Origin of the sequence: Ensifer sp. ENS10, assembly GCF_014852025.1 — a bacterium.
Classification (GTDB): domain Bacteria; phylum Pseudomonadota; class Alphaproteobacteria; order Rhizobiales; family Rhizobiaceae; genus Ensifer.
This window is the reverse complement of the sequence record NZ_JACVAS010000004.1, coordinates 359560-386231: the sequence shown is the minus strand read 5'-3', so window position 1 is coordinate 386231 and position 26672 is coordinate 359560. Positions and strand designations below refer to the sequence as shown.

Sequence of the window (26672 nt, the reverse complement as noted above, 5' to 3'; positions counted from 1 at the left end):
CATGATCGACCAACGGCTTACCAAAACCACGGCCCTCGCATTGCTGGCCTTTGTCCTGCAGCAGAACGCTGCGTCGGCGGAAACCAAGACGCTCTATATAGGCATGAACGGCGGCAACTTCGAGCGTGCCTATACCGAACACGTGCTGCCGCCCTTCGAGAAGGCGAACGACGTCAAGGTCGTCGTCGTGCCCGGCACCTCCGCCGATATTCTGGCAAAGGCGACGGCCGCCAAAGACAATCCGCAGATGCATGTCATGCTGCTCGACGACGGCGTTATGGTGCGCGCGATCGGCGGCGGCCTCTGCCAGAAAATCACCGCCGATCCGGTGCTCGACCAGATCCAGCCGGCCGCGCGCCTCAAGGACGACATGGCGATCGGCGTCGACATGGGCATGACCGGGCTTGCCTACAATAAGAAGCTCTTCGATGAGAAGGGTTGGCCGGCGCCGACGTCGTGGATGGACATGGCCGATCCGAAGTTCGAAAACGCCGTCGTGTTCCAGTCCGCCTCCGCCTCCAGCTTCGGCCTGCACGCCTTCCTGATGTTCAACCGCATCCAGGGCGGCAATGAGACCAACGTCGAGCCCGGCTTCGAGAAGTTCTCCGATACGATCGGCAAGAACGTCATCGAGTTCATTCCGAGCTCGGCCAAGATCTCGGAGATGGTGCAGACCGGCGAGGCGGCGATCTTCCCGTTGACGCCGACGGCCGTCAACAACCTGAAGGACAAGGGCATTCCGGTCGAATATGCCCAGCCCAAGGAAGGCTCGGTCGTGCTTGCCGTCACCGAATGCGTGATCGCCAACAACAGCGAGCCGGAACTCAGCCAGAAGCTCGCCCACTATCTGCTTTCGGCCGAGGCGCAGAGCCTGGCGCTCGACAACGGCAACATCATCCCATCGAACATCAATGCCAAGGCGGGTACGGATGCGGCGAACGCGAAGCTTTCGACCTTCAAGACCAACATGGAGACCGCCAAGGTCCTCGACTGGGATGCAATTAACCAGAACCGGCAGGAATGGAACAAGCGCTGGAACCGCATGATCGAAAGGTAAGTATTAGCTAACCTTTGTTCGCGCATGCACACGCCCTCGTGGAAGTCACGGGGGCGTTGCTGCGTTCAGGCAAGCCGCGCGTCAGAGCGCGCCGTCGATGGGACGGCTGTTACGTTCGCCCTTGCTCGCCGAAGACGGAAAGAGCTGTGAGCCAAAGGTCCCCTGGCTACTGATGTCTGGAAAGCTGACATCGGCGATCTCGAAATCGGGCATCAGCGCAAGCATCGGCAGGATGCGCTCGAAGACCGCACCGCCGAGCGGTGTTGCGTTCCAGCCCGAGGTGCGGAAACCATAGGTTTCCGGCAGGCCCTTCGGCTCATCGAGCAAGGTGAGCAGGAGATAACGCGGGTTATCCACCGGGACGATGCCCATGAAGGACGTGATGTTGAGTTCCTTGGAGTAACGGCCGCCGACGACCTTCTCGGCCGTGCCGGTCTTGCCGCCGATGAAATAGCCTTTGACCTCGGCCCGTTTCGCCGAGCCGGTCTTGGCATTGAGCCGCAGCAGATAACGCAGCGCCTCGCCGGTCTCCGGCTTGATCAGGTCGCGGGCCAGCAGGCGATTTTCGAGCGGTGCGCCCTTGATCAGCGTCGGCCTTATGAGACGGCCGCCATTGACGAGCGCCGCAACTGCGATACTCGCCTGCAGCGGCGTGACGGCGATACCGTGACCGTAGGAGGCGGTTGCCGTATCGATCTCGCCCCAACGCCGCGGCAATTGCGGATGGGCGCTTTCCGGCAGTTCGGTCGTCAGCCGCGACATCTGCCCGAACCGCGTCAGGAACGTCCGCAGATTTTCCGGACCAACGGCAATCGCCATCTTCGCCATCGAAATATTGGAGGAGTAGATGAAGGCTTCGGGCAGCGTCAGCGGCCGATACTGGCCGCGATAGTCGTTGATGCGGAAACGGCCGAAGGCGAGCGGCCTGCTCGCGTCGATGACGGAGCGAAGGGTGAACTGGCCCGAGTCGAGCGCCATCGCCGTCGTCAGCGCCTTGAAGGTCGAGCCCATCTCGAAGGTGGCGGCGGCGATGCGGTTGATGCGATCGGGCTTCAGCGCATCGACAGGCAGATTCGGGTCGAAATCGGGATAGGAAACGAGCGCCAGGATCTCGCCATTGGTGACATCAAGCACCAGCCCGGCGCCCGCCTTGGCGCTGAACTTGGCGATCGCCTTGCGCAGCTCGGTCTCGAGCGCGTGCTGGATGCGGATGTCGAGCGTGACACTCACCGGCTCGAGATTGCGGTGGGAGAGATCCATGCCGCTTTGGCGCAGGACCTCCAGACCCTGTCCCTCGATCCATCTCTCGATACCGGCAATGCCGATATTGTCGATGTCGACGGTGCCGAGCACATGGGCGGCGAGCGATCCGTTGGGATAAAAGCGCTGCTTCTCGCGCTGGAAGCCGATAGCGGGAATGCCGGCGTTCCAGACGGCCTGTTCCTCCGCCGGCGTTACCTGACGCTTGATCCAGGCAAAGGCTGCGCCGCTCTTCAGCCGTCGGTAGAGATCGCGCCCGTCGATGTCAGGGAAGATCGCGGTCAGCTTCTCGACGGCCTCGTCGACATCGACGATCAGCCGTGGTTCGGCATAAAGCCCGGAACTCGGCACATCGATCGCCAGCAGATTGCCGTTCCGGTCGAGGATCGACGGGCGGCCAAGGCTCGGCGGCGGCGGTATGTAGCCGGTCCGCTCATAGTCCGCGACGCCAAGCTGGACGAGGCGCGCGAGCATGAGGCCGAAGACCAGCGCGAAGGCGCCGATGACAAAGAGGAGCCGGCCACGACGATCCGGGCGGGACTGAACCTGACGTACCATATCAATAGAGCCCGTTGCCGTTGGTGAGCAGCTTTTCACGCAGTTCCGGGGAGAGGTCTGGGTCGGCGGTGGCCGACGTGCTCGCCGTTTCGAAACCGTCGATGACGGCGCACCCGCTCATGCAGGGGGCCGTCCCTGGCTTGAAGGATTCGACAATGGCCCCGGGCGTGCCCTCGGGCACAGGCTGGCCGCTCTTCCTGTCGATCGCCTCCAGCATCATGCCTGGTGGCGCGTGGAAATCGGCCGCCGGACGCCCTTGAAGGGCTATCTTCATGAAATCGATGAAGATGGGTGCGGCGAGACCGCCGCCGGTTTCACCATAGCCCATCGGCTTCGGCGTGTCGTAGCCAAGGAAAACGCCGGTGACGATGTTCGGGGTGAAGCCGACGAACCAGACGTCCTTTTCGTCATTGGTGGTTCCGGTCTTGCCGGCGATCGGCACGCCGAGCGAGCCGACATTCCTGGCGGTGCCGCGCTCCACGACACCGCGCAGCATCGAGGTCACCTGATAGGCGGTCATCGGGTCGAGCACATAGTCGCGATCGTCGACCGGCACAGGCTCTTCCTGGCCGGTCCAGTCGGCGCCGTTGCAATCGTCGCAGCGGCGCTGGTCGTGGCGAAAGATCGTGCGGCCGTAGCGATCCTGGATGCGGTCGACCATCGAGGGCGTGACCGCCTTGCCGCCATTGGCGATGACCGCATAAGCGGAGACCAGCCGCAACAGCGTCGTCTCGCCGGCGCCGAGCGACATCGGCAGATAGGGTTTGAGCTCGTCATAGATGCCGAAGCGCTTGCCGTAATCTGCCACGAGATCCATGCCGAGATGCCGGGCGAGACGCACGGTCATCAGGTTGCGACTGTTTTCCAGCCCGACGCGCAAGGTGGAAGGACCGCTGAAGCGCCCGTCGTAGTTCTTCGGCTTCCATGTCCTGCCGGCACCGTCGGCAAGGGCGATCGGCGCATCCATCACCAGCGTCGTCGGCGCATAGCCGTTGTCGAGAGCGGCGGCATAGACGAAGGGCTTGAAGGATGAGCCGGGCTGGCGATAGGCCTGCGTCGCGCGGTTGAATTCCGACTGTACGTAGGAAAAGCCGCCGGCGACTGCGAGCACGCGACCGGTGTTCGGATCCATGGAAACGAGAGCGCCCTGAACGAGCGGCGGCTGCCGCAGGACATAGCCGTCCTCCTGCTTCTCCACATAGACGACATCGCCGGGCGTCAGAACGCCATCGATGCCTGCGGCACAGTTGTGCTTTCCCTTGGCCGAGCGGCAGAGCGCCCAGGTGGCGCCTTTCCGGTCAAGGCCTATGGTCTCTGCCGGGGTGATCCCGTTTGACGCCGTGGACTCCGGGCGGAGACCGATTTCCGCGTCGGCCTTCCCGGCGGCGAGCACCACGCCCAGCCGCCATTCCGGCACGTCGGAAAGCGGCCGGAGCTTGGCGAGCGCCGAAGGCCAGTCCTTGATCGAGGATATTCTGGCGATCGGGCCGCGGTAGCCTTTCGCCTGGTCATAGGCGACGAGGCCCTTGCGTAACGCTTTCATCGCAGCTTCCTGCAGCCGCGGATCGAGCGTGGTGCGCACCGAAAAGCCGGCGGTGTAGAGTGCAGCCTCGCCATACTGGGTGTTGAGCTGGCGGCGGACTTCTTCGGTGAAGTAGTCGGCAGCGGCGACGGCGGGCGATGGCGTGCGCCGATCGACGCCGAGAGGAGCTGCCGCCGCCTGGGCAGCCGCCGCTGCGTCGACAAAGCCGTTCTGGCGCATCTGGTCGATGACCCAGTTGCGGCGGCCCATTGCGCGCTCCGCCTGGCGATCGGGATTGTAATTGTTGGGCGCCTTCGGGAGGGCGGCGAGGAAGGCGGCCTCAGAAACCGAGAGCTCGCTCACCGGCTTGTCGAAATAGGTGAGCGCCGCCTGTGCCACGCCATAGGCGCCGCGCCCGAGATAGATGTCGTTGAGATAGAGTTCGAGAATACGGTCCTTGGAATAGGTCTGGTCGATCCGCAGCGAAAGGATCGCTTCGCGCAGCTTCCGCTCCACCGTCCGGTCGGAAGACAGGAGAAAATTCTTGGCGATCTGCTGCGTGATCGTCGAGCCGCCGATCATGCGACGGCCGGAACCGTAATTGGCGAGATTGGACAGAAGTGCCGTGCCGATGCTCGCAACGTCGATCCCGGGATGGGCGTAGAAATTCTTGTCCTCGGCCGAAAGGAATGCCTGGCGGATGCGGGCGGGGATCGCGCCGATCGGCAGGAACAGCCGGCGTTCGCGCGCGAGTTCTCCGACCATCGTGCCGTCGCCGGCATAGAGGCGGGTGGTGACTGCCGGTTCCCAGTTCGCGAGCGTGCGGTGATCGGGCAGGTGTCGCGTCAACGCTGCGACGACCGTGGCCGCCGCGAGTGCGACGACGGTTACGAGATTGAGGGATGTACCAAGCAGGTTTGCGATGAACTTCATAAGGGCGGAACGGACCTTTGGGATAATAGATAGCCTGGCCGGCACGGATGTCCGTGCGGCTCGCGGCCTGTCTTGGAACGGCATTTGGCTTCGCCGGCATGCGTGATGTCGGCTGCGGAGACGATGCGAGCGGGCGCTATGGCGACTGCATGTCTCCTTAAATCGACATCGATTTGAGGACGAAGACATGCAGTTCTACAGCGACCTTTGCGCGTCTGCTAAGACGCGCGGCGCTGTAGGCGAAACGGCGCATGGGATCGATCCCCGTAAGCAGCGCAATCGGCCGCACCTTCCTGAGCTGATGCTGCCGAGCTACAGCCGCGTCAGCCGATGGAGTTCACCGTAAAGGGATTGTGCCGGAGCAACAAACCACGTTTATTTGCGAGACCCATTAGATGAGTTAGGGCATACATGGTCAGGCCATATCTTCCGCTCAATGCGCTGCGCGCCTTCGAGGCATCGGCGCGGCATTTGAGCTTCACCCGCGCGGCGATCGAACTCTGTGTAACGCAGGCTGCGGTGAGCCACCAGGTCAAACTGCTCGAAAGCCGGCTGAACGTCACCCTGTTCAAGCGATTGCCGCGCGGACTGATGATCACGGCTGAGGGCGAGGCGTTGTTGCCGGTCTTGCGGGATTCTTTCGATCGGATGGCGGATATGCTTGAGCGCTTCGAGGCCGGCCACATTCGCGAAGTGCTGATGATCGGCGCCGTCGGCACCTTTGCCGTCGGCTGGCTGTTGCCGCGGCTTGCCGACTTCCAGGCCAAATACCCGTTCATCGATGTCCGCCTTTCGACCAACAACAACCGGGTCGACATGGCCGCGGAAGGCCTGGATTTCGCCATCCGCTTCGGCGGCGGCTCCTGGCATAATATCGAGGCGACGCGGCTCTTCGAGGCGCCGCTTTCCGTGCTCTGCATTCCCGAGATCGCCGATCGGCTGAAGACGCCCGCCGATCTCCTGAACGAAACGCTGCTCAGGTCCTACCGGGCCGACGAATGGGTGAACTGGTTCGAAGCGGCCGGCATTGCCTATCCGGCGCCGCTGCTGAAGGGCATCGTCTTCGATAGTTCGCTGGCGATGATGGAGGCTGCAGCCCAGGGGATTGGCGTGGCACTCGCGCCCCCACTGATGTTCTCGCGGTTGCTGTCGAACGGCACGATCCGACAGCCTTTCGACGTCCACACCTCGATGGGTAGCTACTGGCTGACGCGGCTGAAATCACGTCCGGTCACGCCGGCGATGCAGGCGTTCAGCGAATGGCTGGCTGCTGCGGCGGCTCAGCAGGCAGCGGCCTTGCCACCGCCTCCGGCACAGGAAGCGCTCGCCGGCTGAAACGGAAGATCCTTTCCTTGAGGAGTAGACTCGGGGTTCCGCCTCGCGGCGCAGCGCGCACGTGCTTGATGCAGCCATAAGGCCAAATAATTCTAATGTCTGCCCTGAATTCTTGTGATGCCCGTTTGTGCCCAACCAAGGCGCCGCCCTTGCCGGCATTAACGGGAAGAGGCAGCCCGCTCGCGTCTTGCTCAGCCATCCTTTGCCGTCGAATATTCATACACTGTGCGGCCGGTTTGCGGGTCGACGCCGGCGAGGCTGACTTCGTAGCCCCAGAGGTGGCGCACATGACGCAATGTCGCGTTACGGCTGCCCTCTTCGAGCACGATGCCGCTCTTGATGTTGTGCTGCAATCGAAGGTGCCGGTCCCCCAGCAGATCGACGTCCATCACCTGAATATCAGGCTGGTTGGCGGCGACGTCGTAGCTGTTGGAAAGCGCCGAGCGAACGGCCGAATAGCCGCGTTCGTTGTGGATCGACGCGACCTCGACAAAACGCTCGGAAGCGCGGTCCGCGAGGTGGAACAGCCGGAATTTGCGCATCACGGCCGGGCTCAGATACTGCAGAATGAAGGATTCGTCGCGGTGGTTGGCCCAGGCATCGCGCAGCGTCTCCATCCAGTCACCGTTGCCGGCAAAGGACGGAAACCAGTCGCGGTCCTCGGCCGTCGGCTCGGTGGCGATCCGCTGGATGTCCTGCATCATTGCAAAGCCGAGCGCATAGGGGTTGATGCCGGGATAGCGCCGGTCGTCGAAATCCGGCTGGAAGACGACGTTGGAGTGGCTCTGCAAGAGTTCCAGCATGTGGCCCTCGCCAATCCGGCCCTGGTCGTAGAGCCGGTTGATGATGGTGTAGTGGACGAAGGTCGCGCAGCCCTCGTTCATCACCTTCGTCTGCCGCTGCGGGTAGAAATATTGCGCGATGACCCGAACGATCCGGAGCAATTCCCGCTGCCACGGCTCCAGGATCAGGCTGTGTTTCTCGAGAAAATAGAGCAGGTTCTCTTCCGGCAGGTTGAGCACCTTCTTGCGCTCGGAAGCGTCTCGCTCGGCTTCGGCCGGGTCGTGGCTCTCGGCCGTCTGCGGCAGCGTTCGCCAGAGATCGCTATAGGTCTGTTCCTCATATTCCAGCCGTTCCCGCGCCCGTTCCCGAACCTTTTCGGAGGAGAGCCGCGGCGGCCGGCGATAGCGGAAGACGCCCTGGTCCATCAGCGCATGGGCCGAATCGAGGATCGCCTCGACGGCGGCGGTGCCGTGCCGCTCCTCGCATTTGGTCACGTACTTCTTGGCGAAATCCATGTAGCTCAGGATCGCGCCGGCATCGGTCCACTGGCGGAAGAGGTAGTTGTTCTTGAAAAAATGATTGTGGCCGAACGCGGCATGCGCCGTGACCAGCGCCTGCATCGCCATCGTGTTTTCTTCCATGAGATAGGTAATGCAGGGATTGGAATTGATCACCAGCTCATAGGCGAGGCCGCGGTGCCCCTTGCGATAGTGGTGCTCCTCATAGGCGAAGCGCTTGCCGAAGGACCAATGCTGGTACATGAGCGGCATGCCGACCGAGGAATAGGCGTCGAGCATCTGCTCGGAGGTGATGATCTCCAGCTGGTTCGGGTAGACGCTGAGGCCCATTTCCTCAAGCGCGACTTGCTCGATCGCGTCATAGGCACGCGAAAGGGTCGTGAAGTTCCAGTCCGAGCCCTGGAACAGGAGGCCTGAAGTCGCACGTCGAGCCATCCGGTCGTCCCCTCATTTCCGGGTGCGTGTGGCCGGCTGCCGGGCAAAGAGCCTGCGGAAGACCGGGTAGATATCGGCGGGCTTGGCGATGCGCGTCATCTGGAAATTCGACTTCTCGCCATCCACCGTGCGATAGGCGCGCCAGAGCGCGGTGCCGTTGTCCGTCGATCCGAAGATTTCCGTCTCTCGCTCGTCGATGATCTCGACATAGGCGTAGTACTGGCAGAGCTTCGTCAGCTTCTCCCGGAGCAGCGCTGCGCAATGCTCGCTGTCGCCGATGATGTTGTCGCCGTCGGAGGCCTGCGCGGCATAGATGTTCCAGATCTGCGAGGGGTAGCGGTCCTCGATGATCCTGATCATCTCCTCGAGCGCGGTCGAGACGATCGTGCCGCCGCTCTGGGTGCTGTAGAAGAACGTCTCCTCGTCGACCTCGCGGGCCTCGTCCGTGTGGCGGATGAAGACGATGTCGATCCGTTCGTAGCGCCGCTTCAGGAACAGGTGCAGAAGCACGAAGAAGCGCTTGGCGAGATCCTTTTCGCGTTCGCCCATGGAGGCCGAGACATCCATCAGGCAGAACATCACCGCATTGGCGTTCGGCAGCGGCTGCTGTTCGAAGCGGTTGAAGCGGATGTCGACCGGGTCGACATAGGGAATGCGCCGCCGCTTGCGCTCGATCCTCTCCAGTTCGCTGCGAAGCTCGCTGAGCCTCTGGCGGTCCTTCGGTGAAATCTCCGGCGCCGCCTCCAGCCGCGCGATCTCCTCGGAAAGGACGGTCAGTTCCTTTTCCTTGGGCCGATGCAGCGCCATGCGCCGGCCGAAGCTGTTGCGCATCGTCCGCCCGACATTGATGTTGGTCGGCGTGCCGGCGGTGGCAAAGCCTGCGCGACGCGGTTTGAACGTCACAGTTTCCTTGAGGCTGAGCTTGACCATGTCGGGCAATTCCAGATCCTCAAAGAAGAGATCCAGCACCTCTTCGCGCGACAGGATGAACTGGAAGTCGTCTTCGCTTTCTCCGGTCCCGGGGCGGCCCTTGCCGCCTCCACCCCCACCCGCTTCCGGCTTCGGCAGGCGGTCGCCGGCCGAAAACTGCTTGTTGCCGGGAAGCACATAGTTACGTTCGCCGCTCCCGCGGGCCGGCTGGAATGTCGGCTCACTGGCACCGTCGGTCGGCATCGGTACGCCGTGCGCAGCATCGACGTCGATGATCCTGTCGGATTTGACTTGTTCCTTGATGACCCGCTTGAGTTCCTCGCGGGCCCGTTTCAGAAAACGCTGTCGGTTGCCGAGGCTCTTATCCTTCGGATTGAGCCGCCGGTCGATGAAATTCGGCATATACCAATCCCCTGCTTCGGCATCGTCAGCCCGCCTTGTTGACCCGCATGTACCAATCGACCAGCCGCCGGACCTGACGCTCGGTATAGCCGCGTTCGGTCATGCGCTGGACGAATTCGGCATGCTGCTTCTCGGAGGCGCTGTCCTTCTTCGAGCCGAAGCTGATGACCGGCAGCAGGTCTTCGACCTGGCCGAACATGCGCTTCTCGATCACGTCGCGAAGCTTCTCGTAGCTCGTCCAGGAGGGGTTGCGCCCATGGTTCTTGGCGCGGGCGCGCAGGGTGAACTTTACAACCTCGTTGCGGAAGTCCTTGGGGTTGGCAATGCCGGCCGGCTTTTCGATCTGCGACAGCTCGCTGTCGAGGATCTCCCGGTTGAGGATCTGCCCAGTGTCGGGATCCTTGAAGTCCTGGTCTTCCAGCCAGGCGTCGGCATAGGCGATGTAACGGTCGAAGAGGTTCTGACCGTATTCGCTGTAGGATTCGAGATAGGCCTTCTGGATTTCGTGGCCGATGAATTCGGCGTAGCGCGAGGCAAGCTCGGACTTGATGAAATCGAGATAGCTCGCCTCGGTCTCCTTCGGGAACTGTTCGCGGCGGATCGCCTGTTCCAGGATATACATGAGGTGCACGGGATCGGCCGCGACCTCCTTGGTGTCGTAGTTGAAGGTCTCGGACAACACCTTGAAGGCAAAGCGGGTGCTGATGCCGGTCATACCCTCGTCGACGCCGGCGGCGTCGCGATATTCCTGAACGGACTTCGCCTTGGGATCGGTGTCCTTCAGGTTCTCGCCATCATAGACCCGCATCTTGGTATAGAGCGGTGAGTTCTCGTGGCGGGCAAGCCGGGTCGAGACGGTAAAGCGGCTGAGGCTTTCCAGCACTTCCGGCGCGCAGGGGCTCTTGGTGAGCTCGCTTTCGCGCAGCAGCTTCTCGTAGATCTGCCGCTCCTCGGTGACACGCAGGCAGTAGGGCACCTTGACGACCAGGATGCGGTCGAGGAAGGCCTCGTTGTTCTTGTTGTTCTTGAATTGCAGCCATTCCGATTCGTTGGAATGCGCAACGACGATGCCCTGGTAGGGGAACCCTCCGAAGCTTTCAGTGCCGTTGTAGTTGCCTTCCTGGGTCGCCGTCAGCAAGGGATGCAGGACCTTGATCGGTGCCTTGAACATTTCGACGAACTCGAGCAGCCCCTGCGTCGTGCGGTTGAGGCCGCCGCTGTAGGAATAGGCGTCGGGGTCGGCCTGGCTGTAGTTTTCAAGCTGGCGGATGTCCACCTTGCCGACCAGCGAGGAAACGTCCTGGTTGTTCTCGTCGCCGGGTTCTGTCTTCGCGATCGCCACTTGGCGCAGCCGCGATGGCATCAGCTTGACCACACTGAACTTGGAGATATCGCCGTCGACTTCGTCGAGCCGCTTCGTCGCCCAGGGCGAAATCAGACCGGTCAGACGGCGCCTGCCGATCCCGTATTTGTCTTCCAGCAAGTCGGCCATGCGGTCGGGGTGAAAGAGGCCGAGGGGGGATTCGAAGACGGGGCTGACCTTGCCGCCGACTGCCAGCGTGTAGATCGGCTGCAGCTCCATCAGTTTCTTCAGCCGCTCGGCGAGTGACGACTTGCCGCCGCCGACCGGTCCGAGCAGGTAGAGGATCTGTTTGCGCTCCTCGAGCCCCTGGGCAGCGTAGCGGAAGTAACCGACGATCCGCTCGATCGTGTCTTCCATGCCGTAGAAATCGGCGAAGGATGGATAGATCTTGACGGTACGGTTTGAAAAGATGCGGCCGAGACGCTCGTCCGCGCTGGTATCGATCAGGGTTGGATTACCGATGGCAGTGACCATCCGCTCTTGCGCGGTGGCATACATGCTTTTGTCGTCGCGACATGCGAGGAGGTATTCTTGAAGGCTGATTTCTTCTTGCGCTGCACTGGTATAGATCTCCGAGAAGAGATCAAAAACGTCGCATTCGCTCTTTTGCATCATGCTCTCCCGCGGCCGCTGGCTGAGACGGGGATCGCTGCTTATCGGCTCGCTCATTCGAATAAACGGCGTCCCATGCGCAATGTTCCCTCAGAGTACTCGCTTTCTGGTGATTCTCGAAGGGGTTGTTTCGATGAATGAAAAATCGTGACTGCGACATCACAAAATCCTGATCGGACCGGTGGTGGTGGGGCAAGAAGGTCGGCACGATCGACCTTCGCGAAGCCTGAAAGCCGTGCTTGCCGCCCGCGCACGAAGAGTTGGTTTCCTCAACCGCTGACTGGCGTGCCGAGGTGGTGGGAGAGGAAGGCCAGAACCGCCTCCCGCATGGTCAGCGTTTCGACGTGGCCGATGCCGGGCTCTGCAACCAAGAATAAGTTGCGCTCGGCGCCAGCCGCCCGATAGGCGGCGCGCGTTGCGGCATGGGCCCGCTCCACCGCTTGTGGCGGCGTCAGCGGATCGTCGAGCCCCACACAGATCAATTGTGGCCGCGGGGCAACGAGCCCGGCGATTTCGCCAGTCGAGGTCTCCGCGAGCAGACCGGGGATCGTGAGATAATGGCCGTGCAGATCGTGAGCGCCGGTTGCGACGAGCGTGGCGAAATCCGCATAGCAGCAGAGGTGGGCGATTGCCGCGATCCGGGGGTCGAGCGCAGCCAGGAAGTAGGAAAGGGTGGCGCCCATCGAGATCCCGGTCATGCCGATGCGCGCGGGGTCGACGTCGTTACGCATTGAAAGCCAAGTGAGCGCTGCCTGCTGCTCGGAAAGCATCTGGCCGAAAAGGGTTCCGCCATACCAGAGGGCAGCCTTTGTCGCGGCGCTCTCTCTTACGATCGAGCGCTCTCCGAACGTCGGCATGTCGATGCACAGGGTAACGAAGCCGTGCTCCGCGAGAACGGGCCCGGGCGGGCTGAGCAGTGCCGGCCGGCCATCAAGCAGTTCGTTCGCACCGATCTCGTAGCGTCCGCCATGGGCATGGGCGTAGAGGATCGCTGGTCGAGGCCCGTCGTTGACGGGTGGTCGTGTCAGAAAGCCGCGGATTTCAGCGCCGTTGCGAGGTGTGCGAAAGCTCAGCCTCTCGACGATGTAAGAACCACGATCCTCCATCACGCAGACATCCAGGAACAGTTCCGTATCAGCGAGACCGAGAAGCGTGCGCAGGCGCTCGGCGGAGAAGGACATTGGTGGCGCCTAGCGAACGAGCCAGCCGCCATCGACCGGCAGCACCGTTCCGGTGACATAGCCGGAGGCGGGTGCTGCGAAGAAGAGCACGGCGGTCGCGAGATCGTCGGGCGTGCCCCAGCGCCCCATCGGAATGCGGGCGGAGATCTGGGCGTTGCGATCGGGGTCGTTGCGCAGCGCCTCGGTGTTGTCGGTCGCCATGTAGCCCGGGGCGATCGCATTGACGGTAATCCCGCACGGCGCAAGCTCGTTGGCCATCGCCTTGGTGAGGCCGGCGATGCCGTGCTTCGAGGCGGCATAGGCCGGCACGCGAATGCCGCCCTGGAAGGTCAGCATCGAGGCGACATTGACGATCCGGCCGGCGCGTCCGGTCGAAACCATGTGTCTCGCTGCGGCCTGCGACAGCAGAAAGGCCGCCTTCAGGTTGACGTCGAGCACGCTGTCCCAGTCGTCCTCGGAATAGTCGAGCAGGTCGGCGCGGCGAATGATGCCGGCATTGTTGACGAGGATGTCGATGCCGCCGAGGGCAGCCACGACGTCGCCGATCGCCGACGCCGCGTCGAAAGGCCTGGAGAGATCGACGGTCAGTTCGTGAAAGCGAACACCCGCCTCTCGTACCAGCACTGCCGTCTCCGGCATGGGCGTCGAACCGAGGGCGGCGATATCGGCGCCGGCCCGCGCCAACGCCAGAGCCATGCCCTGGCCGAGGCCGGTACGGGCGCCGGTGACGAGGGCGGTCTTGCCTGTGAGGTCAAACAGCGCGTTCAAGGCGAAGCCCCTTGTCGTTGAAGAGATGTATGGGGGCAGCCGCGAGCGACAGCCTGATTTCCGATCCCGGTGCCAGGTCATGCTGACCGGGGGCGACGACCAGGATCTTCTGGCCGGCGACATCGGCATGCAGCACGGTTTCGGAACCGAGCGCCTCGACGAGGCGGATCTTGGCGGGAATGCCGCTTTCACCGGTATCAAGCGTGATGTGCTGCGGCCGGACGCCGAGCGTGATGGGCGAGCCGGCTGCAGCTGCTGCGTCGGCGATCGGAACCTGCAGCCGGTGGCCGCCCTTCAGCGTTGCGACCGCCGAACCCGTGCCGGCCGCTTCCAGCGTGCCTTCGAGGAAATTCATGTGCGGCGAGCCGATGAAACCGGCGACGAAGCGGTTGGCCGGCTTGTTATAGAGTTCGAGCGGCGTGCCGATCTGCTCGATGCGGCCGGCGCGCAGGACGACGATGCGGTCGGCGAGCGTCATCGCCTCTACCTGGTCGTGTGTCACATAGATCATCGTTGCCGACAGCCGGGCGTGAAGGGCCGCAAGCTCGGCGCGGGTGGAGCCGCGCAGTTCAGCGTCGAGGTTCGACAGCGGCTCGTCGAGCAGGAAGGCAACGGGGCGGCGCACGATCGCGCGGCCGATCGCGACGCGCTGGCGCTGGCCACCCGAAAGCTGCCCGGGCCGGCGCTCGAGATAGGGCTCGATCTCCAGCATGCGCGCGGCTTCCCCAATACGCTCGGCGATCTCCGTCTTCGGCATGCGGGTGTTTTCGAGGCCGAAGGCGAGGTTCTGGCGCACGCTCATATGCGGATAGAGCGCGTAGGACTGGAAGACCATGGCGAGGCCGCGGTCGGCGGCCGGCACGTCGTTGACCACCTTGCCGTCGATCGCGAGTTCTCCGCCGGTCGGCTTTTCCAGCCCGGCGATCATGCGCAGCAGCGTGGACTTGCCGCAGCCGGAGGGGCCGACGAAGACGACGAGCTCGCCGTCCTTGATATCCAGGTTGATGCCATGAAGCACGTCGACGGCGCCGAACGACTTGGTCACATTGGTAAGCTTGATGTGGCCCATGGGTGCCCCCTTATTTCAGTCCGGTGCCGGCAATGCCGGTGGTGATGAAGCGTTGCAGGAAGATGAAGACCAGGACGACCGGGATCATGGTCACGACCGTCATGGCGAGAATGAAATGCCACTGCACGTTCAGCTCGCCGGAATAGATGCTTAAGCCCACCTGCAGCGTATAAAGCTCCTTGCGGGAGAGCACGATCAGCGGCCAGAGGAAGTCGTTCCAACGCCAGACGACGGAGAAGATCGCAAGCACAGCGAGCGCCGGTGCCGTCAGCGGCAGGATGATGCGCCAGTAGATCTGCCACTCCGATGCCTTGTCCATGCGCGCGGCGTCGATCAGCTCGTCGGGGATGGTCAGCATGTATTGGCGCAGGATGAAGACGCCGGTCGGCGTCGCGACCGTCGGCAGGATCACCCCCCAGAGATTGTTGAAGAGGCCAAGCGCCGAGACGATCGAATAGAGCGGCACCATGATCACCGAGAGCGGCACCATCAGGGTGGCGAGGATCAAGAGCATCGCGAAGGTGCGGCCGCGAAACTCGTATTTGCTGAGCGCGAAGGCGGCCATCGAATTGACGATGAGCGTAATCACCGTCGCCGTCACCGTGACGAAAACGGAGTTCCAGAGATAGCGGACGAAATCGAAATGGGTGAAGGGCTCGCTGTAGTTCGAGGTGGCGAAGGACATTGTGCGCACCGGCGTGCGCTCGGCGATGTTGACCTTGACGATCTCGGTCGGCTTCTCCGGCGCGACCATCTGGCTGACGATGCCGATGCGGCGAACCTCGGCGAGCACCTTCTTGCTGCCATCCGGCAGCGTCACCTCGTAGAGATCGAGCGGCTTGTCGTAACCTTCGACGGTCGCCTTCTGCGTTACATAGGGCATGATCGTCGGCGGGAATTCGGCAAGGGCTGCCGGCGACTTGAAGGAGGAGCCGACGAGCCAGACGGCCGGGCCGAACATGATGAAGAGACCGCCGATGAGCCAGACCCAGGTGACGATATCGGTCCAGTGCCAGCCATTGCGGCCGCGACGTCGAAAGATGAATTCGGCAAGACGGCTCATTTTCGGGCTCCCTTCTTCTCGCCTTTGCGGCCAAGGCCGAGCTGGACCAGGGTGAGGACAACCAGCACGGCGCCCATCAGGATCGAGGCGGCTGCGGCAAGGCCGGGATTGCGCAACTGCGTCGCGAAGCCGGTCTCGTAGATGTATTGCGTGATATAGAGTGTGCTGGTGCCTGGGCCCCCGCCGGTCAGCACGTAGATCTCGTCGAAGATCTGCACGGCGCGGATAAGCACGAGCACGATGACGACGAGCAGGTTGGGCATCAGCAGTGGCAAGGTGATGCGCCAGAAGGCGCGCGCCGGACGGGTGCCGTCCATCTCGGCCGCTTCATAGAGATCCTTCGGGATCGCCTGCAGGCCGGCAAGCAGGATCAGCGTGTAGAAGCCCATATGCGCCCAGATCGAAACGCCGACGGTTGCCGCAAAGGACCAGTTGCGATCATTGAGCCAAGTATGCGGCTCGAGGCCGAGGCTGTAGAGGCCGAAATTCAAGAGCCCCTGTCGCTGCAGGATCCACTTCCAGATGAGGCCGACGACCACGGGCGACAGGAGCACCGGGAAGAAGAACACCGCCCGCCAGAAGCTGCGCGCCATCAGGTCGCGGTTGAGGATCAGCGCCGTCACCAGCGAAAACAGGATCATCAGGGTGACCTGCAGCACCACGAACCAGGCAGTGTTGCCGACGGCGGTCCAGAAGGTGTCTTCCGCGCAGCTGTTCGGGTTGGTGTAATTCACGCAATCGAAGAGGCGCGCATATTGGTCGCCGCCTACGAAGCTTCGGTCGGGGAGGAAGAGGGCGGTTCCGCCGGTCATGGAATAGGCGAAGTTGATAAAGAACGGCAGCAGCACGAATATGCCGAAGATCAGCATGTTCGGCAGCAGGAAGAAGGTCGCCATGCCGCCGATGCCGAGCCGGCGCTGCACGAACCGCAGCGGCGCGTCGACGGCGCCCATCAGCAGTCGTACGGGCACCATGACCGCCTCGCCAAGGCGTGAGCCGCCTCCTCTTGGAACATCTGCCTTCATCGTTTGCTACCTCGCCACCGGTCGCGCTTTGTAGCGCAACGATCGTCGCCGGATTGTGATCTGCTGCCCGCAAGAGACGGGCAAGCGCTGCTTGCCGGATGTCAGCATTATGTAAGCTAATGCTTACTGGTGTGTCGGCGGCTGATCCGACGGCATGATACGTCACACCGTCGGAAACCGGGTATCGATCGCCCGGATCAGTTGCCGCTATCTTTCACCTTGGTGGCGATATCGCTATCGATGCGCGTGAACGCTTCGTCGACTGTCATCTCGCCGGCAGCAGCCTGGCTGACACGGGTGACGAGCGCGCCGTAGACGGCGTCGGACCAGAGCCAGCCGGGCAGCTTGCGCGCCTCGTCGGAGAGCGACTTGCTCGCCTCGACGAAGCCGTTGAGCGCCGCCTTTGCCTGGGGGTCGTCGGTCCTGAAGTCGAGCTCCTTGGCAAGCACGCCCTTATGCGCAGGCAGGAACAGGGTGCGCTCGGAGAACTCCTTCACGATCGGTTCGCTCGCGAGATAGTCCATCACCTTGGCCACTTCCTTCGGGTTCTCGGTGTATTTGACCGCCACCAGACCGGCGCCGCCGGTCATGCCGGTGCAGTTTGAGGGACCGCAGGGGCTGCCGGTCGCCACCCAGTCGAAGTTGGTGCCGATCTTCGTCGAGAAGTTCGGAACCTGCCAGGAACCGGAATAGTAGTAGACGAGCTGTCCGTTGATGAAGTCGTCGGCGGCGGCGCGATAGGTGGAGCCGGCGGCCGAAACCCAGACGTCCTTGCTCATCGTGCCGTCGGCAACCCAGCCGACGAAGGTCTTCAGGAAGTTCTTCGAGCCATCATCAAGCGGCGCCGGCTTGCCGTCGGCGCCGATATAGTTGCCGCCATAGGCAAGGTTCGGGCCGCTGAGGCGGTGACCGGAGCGGTCGAGCGCCATCGGGAAGGGAACCTGCTGGTTTTCTGCCACCTGCTTGGCTGCCTTCGCCCAGTCGTCCCAGGTCGCATCCTTGCCGGGGATCGCGACGCCCGCCTGGTCGAACAGCGTCTTGTTAGCAAAGCCGCCGGCAATCGTGATCTGGGTCATGAAACCAGAGATCTGGTTCGATCCGTCGGGGCGCATCCAGTCTGCCTGCCCGCCGAAATTCTCGTCCCAATAGGCGGCGTCGGCGACCAGCGGCCTAAGGTCGAGCCAGTGCTGGCTCTGGGCCTTGAGGTTGGTGACGCGAGCGATGTCGGGGCCGTTGCCGGCTTCGAGCTGCACCGGCAGCTGCTCCTTGACGACGCTGTAGGACACGTTGTCGAGGATCACGTTGATCCCGGGGTTCTCCTTCATGAAGCGGTCGAGCAGGTCCTTCAACACCTCGCCTTCGACGCCATCGGAGTACCACATGATGCGCACGTCGCCGGCCATTGCCGCCGTCGACGTCAGGAGCCCGACGGCGAGCGCCGCGAGCATCTTTCCGGTCTTCTTCATTGTCTTTCTCCTCCACTTATCTAGGCGAGCGTCCTCCCGCTCGTTTGGGGCTTGCGCCGGCTTCCCCGGCCGGCGCGATTCTATTTGCCTTATCTGGCGGCGAGCATGGTTGCCTCACCTGCCACGGTGAAATCCTTGGCGGCGATGGTGCGCCCTTCGGCTTCCGTCGAACCGTCGTTGCGGAAGACGATGCGGCCATAGTCTGGATCGTTGATGACGAAAGCACCGTCGGCAGTTTCCACGACGGAGAGCCCGGCAAACTTCGTTTCCACCCCGGAAAGCTCTTCGGCTTCGCAAACCCGGATGATCCAGCGCGTCTTGTGGCCGGCCTGGCGCAGCTCCGCATTCGCTGACGGGCCATCGGTCACCGGTAACAGTTCGGTTGCGCCGATCAGGGCAACGGCGCCACGGCCGCTGCGCGCAAGTGCCAGCTTTCCCTTGACCCTGCTCTCGTCGAACTCGGCGACCGGGAACCACGCGTGGGTGAAGTCCGGTTGTTCGCTGACGGCCGCAAAGTCGAGTACGGCCAGCCCCCTGTACTGGTGGGCACGAGGGAGGGTGCCGCAACCACCCCAATAGGATGGCCGGCCGTACCCGAACTGAATGGTTTCGCCCGGATGGTTGATCCAGATCGCCGCTTCGGGGCGCTGGCCAAGGCGCAGGTGCAGCACCGTTTCCTGATAGCCCCATTCATTCCAGCGATAATGCGCCGCCGAGCCCATGGCGAAATGGCGGCCTTTGTAATGGTATAGCGCCGCGAAGCGGTTTTCGCCCTGGGCGAAGCGCCACTCCTGATGGGTGGCCTCATCCTCGTGGCAGGCAACGGCGGCAAGTGTTTCCGGAACCACAACGCCGTGGTCACGCAGGCAGACGGCAAGCTGCGGCAGCGCATGCACGCGGCGGCCGTACCAGCCCTTGCCCCAGAGCAGGCGTGCGACGCCGGAAAGCTCGAGCGAGCGACCGGCGCAAAGCGTGTGCTCGTAGGAGCGCCCTTGCGCTGCCGTCACCATGCCGTGATGGGCCGAGCGGGCGATGATCTCGCAGAGACGGACAATGCCCTTCTTGGCGCGGTCGGCGATGTCGGCGTCGGGCGAGAGTGCCGCCAGTGCCGTCAGGCCCTTGAGGTCGATCGGGAAATAGGGCGCGGAGTTGAACTCCGCCATTTCCCAGGCCTCGAAATGATCGAGCCAGGCGCGAACGCGGGCAGCGCCGACGGCGCTTTGCTCGCTGCCCTTGCGGCCCGAGCGACGGAAGGTCGCCTCGGGGAAGAGATGGCCGGCGAGATAGGCCGAAGTGTGGAACAGAAGCGCGTGGTTTTCGGAGAAATACCACTGCACGTCGTTGCCGGGTTCATCCATCCAGTAGCGGAAGCCAAGGATCGCCTGATCGATGCGATCGCGCGTCTTTTCGCCGATATCCTGACCCCATGTGGTGCGCGACCAGATGAGCGGCACCAGCGAGAAGTCGGCGCAGTCGTGGCAGTCCTCGATTGAGGGCAGAATTTCCTCGATCATCGCGTCGGTGTCGGTACCGCCGCGACCGCCGGCAAGCCGGGCGAAGGCGCGGACCGTGTCACGTTCGGAAAAGCCCGAGATCTCGTCGAGCGTCTCGGTAATGCGACGCGCAAGCGTCTCCGACGGTTTGCCCTGGCGGCCGGCGTGGCAGATCTCGACGCCAAGAGAGCGCGACGCAACGAAGCCGCTGGCATCAAGCGTGATGCGGAAATGGCGGAAATCGGCCGGTGTCTCTTCCGATGGTCCGACAACCAGCCTCTTGTCGCCGGCCTTCAGCACGAAGTCGTGGTCGAAGCGCTCGGTTGACATGAAGTCGCCTTCGACCGCGACATTGACCTTGACATCGAGCGGCAGGGCGGCGGCGAAGAGAAGGGTGATGTCGCCCTCGAAATAGGCGGTCCGGTCGAAATGCATGCCGTCGAGTGCGGTCTCGATATCGGCGGCGGCCGCACTCGGGCAGGGAACGGGCAGCGCCACGCGCGCCGTCGGTCCCGAGAGATAGTCGAACTGGAAGAAATAACGCGCATCGCGTTCGGCGAGGTCGTCGAAGAAGATCGTGACTTCGTTGAGGCCGGCTTGAAGCGGCAGTTCGAATTCGGCCTTGGCCTCGAGATTGCGGCTATAGGGCGCCATCCAGCCGACCTCAGTGCCGTTCAGGAAGAGCACCGCGCCGCCGCAGGTGCCCAGGCGAATCTTGGCGGTGCCACCCGTGTCGGTCTCGATCGAGGTGCGGGCCCAGGTTGCAAGCCGTGTCGGCCGGAACCAGAAGCCGGAGAGGTCGAGCCGCGGCGATCCGAAGGGCAGCCACCAGCGGCTGGCCTCGAATGTGCCGCGCACCTGCGGCCGCTTGCCGCGAAACTGTTCGGCAAAAATCGTCCGGCAGGGGTACTCGTGCGGAATGAAGTTCTTGTGCTTGGTCAGGAAGAAGAAGGGGTCCATTTCGCCCTTCATCGGCTGGTCCGGCACGTCGAAACGCTCCTCGGCAATCGTGCCGAGCTGCCAGTAGCCGACGGCCTGCCCCGCAACGAGGCTTTTCTTCAGATGGAAAATAGTATCGCTCATTTCAGCTCAGCCAAGGCTACGGGGGTGACGTCGTTGTATTCCTGGTTCTCGCCGGTCATGCCCCAGACGAAGGCATAGGGGCCGGTGCCGGCGCCCATATGGATCGACCAGGCGGGCGAAAGCACGGCGTCGCCGTTTGCGACGATCAGGTGCCGGGTCTCCTCCGGCTCGCCCATCACGTGGACGATGCGGTCTTCCGGCGCCATGTCGAAGTAGCAATAGGCCTCCATGCGCCGCTCGTGCACATGCGGCGGCATGGTGTTCCAGGCGCTGCCTTCGGCCAGATCGGTAATGCCCATCAGAAGCAGGCAGGAGGGCATGACTTCCGGGTGGATGTACATGACGAGACGGCGTTTGTTCGAGCGCTTGACGTCGCCGAGCTCAAGCGCCTTTGCCTCCGCCCTCTTGATCAGCCGGTGCGGCAGATCGGCACCGGCGGGCACCGAGTTTATGTAGAAGCGGGCCGGGCGGTCGGCGGTCTCGCTTGCAACGACGATTTCCTTGGCACCGCGTCCGACATAGAGCACGTCGCGATTTTCGAGCACGAAGTTCTTACCGTCGACGGTGATCGTCCCGGTGCCGCCGAGATTGGCGATGCCCATCTCGCGCGCCGAAAGCAGATAGGGTGTGCCGATATCAGCGCCCGATCCAAAGGTGACGCTCTTTGTTTTCGGCATGGCGCCGCCGAGGATCAGCCGGTCGACATGGGTGTAGGTGAAGTTCACGGCGTCAGCTGCAAAGAGATCGCTGATCAGGAACTCGCGGCGCAGCCGCGCCGTGTCGTAGCCTTTGATATCCTCGGGGTTGGCCCCGTAGAGAACCTTCATTGTCATGCTGCCTGTCCTTCCGGGCCGACATGCTGCAGGGCTTCGGAGAGGCACAGGATTGCCAGTGCCTGGCCGTAGCCGGTCGGCTGAATTGGGATGTCCTTGTAGAATTGCAGGTCGTGGCCCATGCGTGTGCCGTAGGAGACGTTGAGCACGGTGCCGCTCTCGTCGATGTTGCGCATCACGACTTCAAGCGCGCGCAGACCGGCGGCTCTCCAGGCGGGCGTTCCATAGCCGAGCCGATAGCCCTTGAGCAGGCCGTAGCCGATGCCGGCGGTCGCCGAGATCTCCTCGTACGAAGTCGCGTCGTCGAGCAGCGTGCGCCAGGCGCCGGAAGCGGCCTGCAGCGGCAGCAGTGCCTCGACCTGGGTGACGAGCACGCCGCGCAGGTATTCCTTGACCGGTGCGGCGAGCTCAGCGAGGTCGAAGAAATCGAGCATGCCGGCGGTGATCCAGGCATTGCCGCGGGCCCAGCGGGCGCGGGCGAAATTGTGCCGGCCGTCGAAGGTCCAGCCATGGAACCAGAGGCCCGACTGGGTGTCGGCAAGGTAGCGGGCATGCACGAGAAATTGCCGCGAGGCCTCGTCGACGAGTTCGCGCCGGCCGCTCGCCTGGCCATAGGAGGCGAGGAACAGGGCGACCATATAGAGCGTGTCGTCCCAGAGCTCGTTGTCATTCACCTTGTCGGAGACATGGTGCTCGAATCCGCCTTCCGGCGTCCGGCCCATTTCGCTCATCACCCGGTTTGCCCAGTCGTCGAGCAGCGGCTTCCAGCGGGGATTCCTGGATTTGGCCCAGAGAACCGAGAGGCCGAGCATCGGCGCGGTCGTGTTGACGTTGAGTTCCGGAAGCCCGGCAGCAAGGCGGCCTTCGTACCAGCCTTCGATAAGCTGACGGATGTCCTCGCGGCCGGTAAACAGCCAGAGCTTGATCAGGCCATAGAGGCCAACACCCTGCGGCCATTCCCAGCTGTCGAAGCTGATGTAGTCGCCTGCGGTCCCGTCGAGGTTCGGTTCATCGAACCGGCCGTCATGCTTGAGACCGGTCATGCCGCCGACAAGACGATCGAGACCCGTGCGAATATCGTGGGCGTTGAGGCCCATGGCACTCCTCCTCCTTAAGCCGCTCTTCCCTCGGCCTTCTTGAGAAAGATAAAGGCACGATGTTTTTTCTTGCGCAATATGAAAATTTTTCCCAATATTGTGGCAAGGGAGGATCACATGATCGCAAAACCGCTGCCCGGCAAACGCGGCAAGAAGAGCAAGCGTGTTCGGCTGGAGGACATCGCCGAAGCCTGCGGCGTCTCCTTGAGCACCGCCTCCCGCGCCCTTGCTGGCGAAAAGGGCGTGCGCGCGGAAATCCGCCAGAAGGTGCTGGAAGCGGCCAAGAACGCCAACTACGTGATCCCGACGGCGGTCGCCGGTCAGAAGGTCATCGTGGCGGCGTCCAGTGCTGCGATGATCGACTATGTGCGCAACCAGTTTACGCATTACGTGCTGGAGGGGCTGAAGGAGCGGGCCCAGGCGCTCGATCTCGAAATCGTCACTCGGCCGATTGCGGATAGAAGCGAAGAACTGGCCGTGCTTGCCGAGGCAGAGGAGGACGAGCAGGTCGCCGGTCTGCTGTTTCTCACCATCGACGACGAAGGTATGATTGCCGCGACCCGTGGCTTCGAAAAGCCGGTGGTGCTCTTGAACAGCGACGACCCGTTCATGCGGCTATCGAGCGTCACGCCCTGCAACCGATCGAGCGCGCGGCTTGCGACCGATCACCTGATCGAGCTCGGCCACGAGCGCATCCTGTTCCTGATGCGGCCGGGGCGCCGTACGATCGAACGGCGCTACGAGGGCTGGCGCGACGGGCTGCTCGCGAAAGGCCTGCTCGCAACCGACGACTTGCTCGTCACCGTCGAGGACTGGCTGCCCGAGCTTGCGATACAGGCGCTGACGCAGCGGATTTCGGAGCGGGGGCTGGATTTCACCGCGGTGCTCGCGGCCGGCGACAGCCTTGCCGTCGGCGCCATGCTCGGCATCCAGCAAAAGGGCTTTTCGGTTCCGGGCGATGTCTCGGTCATGGGAATGGACGACCTGCCGCAAGCGGCCTTCCTCAATCCGCCGCTGACGACGATGCACATCCCGATGCGCGAGATCGGCTCGGTAGCGCTCGATCTTCTGCGCGACACGCTGTCGGGCATCCCGGCGCCGCCGCGTCGCGTCGAACTCGCCTGCCATCTGGTGCCGCGGGCCTCGACGGCACCGCCGCGCGGCGCCTAAGCCCGCGGCGAAGTCGCTACGACAGCCAGGCCGGCAGACGTGCCGGGACGCGGCCCGTGAGCGCCGCTTCAACGCAATCGGCGAGGCTGCCGAAGCGGACGGCGCGGCCGGAGAGGCCGGGGCCGTAATGGGCGTACTTTCCGGAATTGGTCATCAGCGCCCGCGTCTTCGTCGGGAACACCGGCTCCGAGATCGAGCACCAGCAGAGATCCGGCAACACCTGGATGCCGCTTGCCTCCAGTCGAGCCAGCAGACCTTCTTCCCGTGCTGCGGCGATCGCGTCTCGTCCGGCGGTCACGATCACGGCGACATCGCCATGCCGCTTGCGACCATCGAAGGCGTCGGCCAGCGCGCGGCATTCCTCGAGCGAGGCGTGCGGGCTGCCGATGGCGACGAGCTCGACCTCGGCTGGTCCCTCGTTGAAATGTGCCCAGGCCTCGGCCATGTCGGCGCGCGTGGTGGCCGTGTGATCGGCATCCTCAGCCGCGGCACCTTCCGCTTCCGGGGTCACACCTTCCACATGCAACATGGGGGCTGCGGATGTCGTGCCGAAGGCGGCGCAGAGCGCCTTCAGGTCGTCGCGCGAGGGCCGTGCGGACGCAAGTCCACGCAACAGCGGGATGCGATCGGGGGCTGCCCGGCCAGCGAGGTAACCGATCAGCGGCCAGAAGGCGTCGTCGATATTCTCAGGCAGGTCCACGTCGATGACGCGTTTTGCCCTGCGCGGCTCGTCGAGATAGACGCCCGAGAGGGGCGCGCGGCCCGTCAGCGCGATGCAGAGGTCGAGAAAATCCGGGTGCTTTGCCGTGCGCGCGCCGAGCACGGTGTTGGCGAAAATGACGGCATTGGATTCCGCCCAGGCAATGGATTCGCCTGATTTCGGTGCGCTGTCGAGCAGATAGGGCGAACAGGTGAAGGTCGGGCGACAGCCCATGCGCACATAGGCGTCGGCAAGCTTAGCCGCCGGGTCGCCGAAACTTTCCGGCACGCCCTGCGCCCGCCAGTTGGCGCGGTCGACCGAGATCGCGTTCATCGTGGTCGGCACGCGAACCTTGGCGCCCATGTTCGCCATCTTTTCGGCGAAGGTGAGGTTGGCGGGGCTCGCATAGATGCAGCCGTCGATATGGCCCTGGACCACGTCGATGAGCTTTTCCGCCCCCTGCTGCGCTGCCATCGCCGAAATGATCCGCATCGCCTGCTGGACCGCAACGCCATCGCGGCCATCGAGCATGGCGCGGTCGGCTTCAGTGAGATCGAGAGCCGCCGTCGCCGGCGGTTCGACCGGGATAATCAGGCCGTCGGCCTCGATCGTGCCAGCGCCGATCCGTGCTGACTTTGCCTGCGAGAGCATCTTGAAGGCGTCGCGGGAAAGCCTGAGCACCGGCAGAGATTTTCCGAACATCTCAGCCGCAATCAGTGCGCCGAGCGTCAACACGTCCTCGGCTTCGCAGAAGACCAATGCGGCAGGCGCCCGGCCCGTGAGCGCCATGTCGAGCAGAACGCCCGAACCGGTACAGGAACCGCGGCTCGACGGCATCATCAGGATGCCGCCGGTGAGACAGATCCCGTGCAGCGGGTGATGCACATCGATCACCACGCCGGTTGCCGGATCGACCCCGCCCCAGAAGCTCAGCGCCTCCTCGGTGGCGATGATGGGGCCATCGGCGGAGCCAGAGAGAATGCAGCGGGCGGAGATCGATTGGGTCATTTTACGACAAATCCATGGGCGAAGGGGTCGCGGTCATCGATGAAGATCGTGTTGATGCCGGTCATGCGGGCCCAGCCGGCGATCGAAGGGATGATGGCGTCGCGGTCGGCAACCTTGGTCGCCGCCTCGACGCGGCCCTTGAACAGCGACCCGATGATCGATTCATGCACGAACTCGTCACCGACCTTCAGCTTGCCCTTGGCGGCAAGCTGCGCCATGCGCGCCGAGGTGCCGGTGCCGCAGGGCGATCGGTCGATCGCCTTTTCGCCGTAGAACACGGCGTTGCGCGCATGCGCCTCGGGCTGGGTTGGCTTGCCGGTCCACTGGATGTGGCTGAGGCCCTGGATCTCGGGGTGTTCCGGATGGACGAACTCGTACTTGGCGTTGAGGGCTGCGCGCAGCTTCGGACTCCAGCCGACGAGCTCGCCGGCGGTATGATCGGCCATGTCGCGGAAGTTCTTCTGCGGCTCGACGATGGCGTAGAAGTTGCCGCCATAGGCGACGTCGACGACGATCTCGCCGAGGCCCTCGACCTCAGCCGTCAGGCCCTCGGCATAGAGGAAGCCCGGCACGTTGGTGAGGCGCACTTCCTCGACGAAGCGGCCTTCCTGGCGATAGGTGATGTCCACCTTGCCGGCCGGCGCGTCGATCGACAGCTTGCCCGGTTCACGCGGGGTGATCAGCCCGTTCTCGATCGCCATGGTGATGGTGCCGATCGTGCCGTGGCCGCACATCGGCAGGCAGCCGGAGGTCTCGATGAAGAGCACCGCGACGTCGCAGTCGGGCCGCGTCGGCGGATAGAGGATCGAGCCGGACATCATGTCGTGGCCGCGCGGCTCGAACATCAGGCCGGTGCGGATCCAGTCGAACTCGCGCAGAAAGTGGGCCCGCTTCTCCAGCATGTTGGCCCCTTCGAGCCGCGGCCCGCCGCCGGAAACGAGCCGGACCGGGTTGCCGCAGGTGTGTCCGTCGATGCAGGAGAAGGTATGGTTGGCCATGGTCGAAGCC

19 protein-coding genes are annotated in these 26672 nt (G+C 63.4%); 3 read left to right on the top strand and 16 right to left on the bottom strand.

Annotated features, from left to right (window positions below; genetic code table 11):
* The first annotated feature begins 1 nt into the window (after position 1).
* Entirely contained in the window at positions 2 to 1057 is a 1056-nt protein-coding gene (locus tag IB265_RS17580) for an ABC transporter substrate-binding protein (RefSeq protein ID WP_057251939.1), read from the top strand.
* A gap of 81 nt (positions 1058 to 1138) precedes the next feature.
* Here the strand turns inward: IB265_RS17580 and IB265_RS17575 are convergent, their stop codons facing one another.
* Positions 1139 to 2875: a penicillin-binding protein 2 gene (locus tag IB265_RS17575; RefSeq protein ID WP_082615913.1), complete on the bottom strand. Its 1737-nt coding sequence runs from the start codon at positions 2873 to 2875 to the stop codon at positions 1139 to 1141.
* A gap of 1 nt (position 2876) precedes the next feature.
* Positions 2877 to 5330, bottom strand: coding sequence for a penicillin-binding protein 1A (locus tag IB265_RS17570; RefSeq protein WP_057251938.1), 2454 nt, complete (start codon positions 5328 to 5330; stop codon positions 2877 to 2879).
* Between the two features lie 411 nt (positions 5331 to 5741).
* Here IB265_RS17570 and IB265_RS17565 point away from each other — a divergent pair, with 411 nt between their 5' ends.
* The gene (locus IB265_RS17565) at positions 5742 to 6665 is read left to right on the top strand and encodes a LysR family transcriptional regulator (RefSeq protein ID WP_057251937.1); all 924 of its coding nucleotides are present in this window, start codon (positions 5742 to 5744) and stop codon (positions 6663 to 6665) included.
* Positions 6666 to 6856: 191 nt separating this feature from the next.
* Here IB265_RS17565 and IB265_RS17560 read toward each other — a convergent pair whose 3' ends face one another.
* The 12 genes from IB265_RS17560 to IB265_RS17505 form a co-directional block, all read right to left on the bottom strand.
* Positions 6857 to 8401: a SpoVR family protein gene (locus tag IB265_RS17560; RefSeq protein ID WP_057251936.1), complete on the bottom strand. Its 1545-nt coding sequence runs from the start codon at positions 8399 to 8401 to the stop codon at positions 6857 to 6859.
* A gap of 12 nt (positions 8402 to 8413) precedes the next feature.
* Positions 8414 to 9733: a YeaH/YhbH family protein gene (locus IB265_RS17555; RefSeq protein WP_057251935.1), complete on the bottom strand. Its 1320-nt coding sequence runs from the start codon at positions 9731 to 9733 to the stop codon at positions 8414 to 8416.
* A 25-nt stretch (positions 9734 to 9758) separates the two neighbouring features.
* The gene (locus tag IB265_RS17550) at positions 9759 to 11708 is read right to left on the bottom strand and encodes a PrkA family serine protein kinase (RefSeq protein WP_034798403.1); all 1950 of its coding nucleotides are present in this window, start codon (positions 11706 to 11708) and stop codon (positions 9759 to 9761) included.
* Positions 11709 to 11977: 269 nt separating this feature from the next.
* A complete protein-coding gene (locus tag IB265_RS17545; RefSeq protein ID WP_057251934.1) occupies positions 11978 to 12889 on the bottom strand; it encodes a S9 family peptidase in 912 nt (303 codons plus the stop codon).
* A gap of 9 nt (positions 12890 to 12898) precedes the next feature.
* Positions 12899 to 13657 carry a 2-dehydro-3-deoxy-D-gluconate 5-dehydrogenase KduD gene (gene kduD, locus IB265_RS17540; protein WP_057251933.1) on the bottom strand — a complete coding sequence of 253 codons (759 nt, stop codon included), beginning with the start codon at positions 13655 to 13657 and terminating at the stop codon, positions 12899 to 12901.
* On the bottom strand, positions 13641 to 14726 hold the full coding sequence (locus tag IB265_RS17535; RefSeq protein ID WP_057251932.1) for an ABC transporter ATP-binding protein: 1086 nt from the start codon (positions 14724 to 14726) through the stop codon (positions 13641 to 13643). The genes kduD and IB265_RS17535 overlap by 17 nt, the downstream gene beginning before the upstream one ends.
* Before the next feature lie 10 nt (positions 14727 to 14736).
* The gene (locus IB265_RS17530) at positions 14737 to 15789 is read right to left on the bottom strand and encodes a carbohydrate ABC transporter permease (RefSeq protein WP_057251931.1); all 1053 of its coding nucleotides are present in this window, start codon (positions 15787 to 15789) and stop codon (positions 14737 to 14739) included.
* Positions 15786 to 16814, bottom strand: a complete 1029-nt coding sequence (locus tag IB265_RS17525) for a carbohydrate ABC transporter permease (RefSeq protein ID WP_057251930.1) — start codon at positions 16812 to 16814, stop codon at positions 15786 to 15788. Before IB265_RS17525 ends, IB265_RS17530 begins: the two co-directional genes overlap by 4 nt.
* Before the next feature lie 197 nt (positions 16815 to 17011).
* Positions 17012 to 18280: an ABC transporter substrate-binding protein gene (locus IB265_RS17520; protein WP_057251929.1), complete on the bottom strand. Its 1269-nt coding sequence runs from the start codon at positions 18278 to 18280 to the stop codon at positions 17012 to 17014.
* 89 nt (positions 18281 to 18369) lie between these two features.
* On the bottom strand, positions 18370 to 20856 hold the full coding sequence (locus IB265_RS17515) for a hypothetical protein (protein ID WP_057251928.1): 2487 nt from the start codon (positions 20854 to 20856) through the stop codon (positions 18370 to 18372).
* Positions 20853 to 21689: a 5-dehydro-4-deoxy-D-glucuronate isomerase gene (gene kduI, locus IB265_RS17510; RefSeq protein ID WP_057251927.1), complete on the bottom strand. Its 837-nt coding sequence runs from the start codon at positions 21687 to 21689 to the stop codon at positions 20853 to 20855. The genes IB265_RS17515 and kduI overlap by 4 nt, the downstream gene beginning before the upstream one ends.
* Entirely contained in the window at positions 21686 to 22786 is a 1101-nt protein-coding gene (locus IB265_RS17505) for a glycoside hydrolase family 105 protein (protein WP_057251926.1), read from the bottom strand. Before IB265_RS17505 ends, kduI begins: the two co-directional genes overlap by 4 nt.
* Before the next feature lie 117 nt (positions 22787 to 22903).
* On the opposite strand from IB265_RS17505, the gene IB265_RS17500 reads away from it, so the two are divergent.
* A complete protein-coding gene (locus IB265_RS17500) occupies positions 22904 to 23956 on the top strand; it encodes a LacI family DNA-binding transcriptional regulator (RefSeq protein WP_057251925.1) in 1053 nt (350 codons plus the stop codon).
* A 16-nt stretch (positions 23957 to 23972) separates the two neighbouring features.
* Here IB265_RS17500 and IB265_RS17495 read toward each other — a convergent pair whose 3' ends face one another.
* Positions 23973 to 25664, bottom strand: coding sequence for an aconitase X (locus IB265_RS17495; RefSeq protein ID WP_057251924.1), 1692 nt, complete (start codon positions 25662 to 25664; stop codon positions 23973 to 23975).
* Positions 25661 to 26662: a 4-hydroxyproline epimerase gene (locus tag IB265_RS17490; protein ID WP_057251923.1), complete on the bottom strand. Its 1002-nt coding sequence runs from the start codon at positions 26660 to 26662 to the stop codon at positions 25661 to 25663. The genes IB265_RS17495 and IB265_RS17490 overlap by 4 nt, the downstream gene beginning before the upstream one ends.
* Positions 26663 to 26672 lie beyond the last annotated feature (10 nt).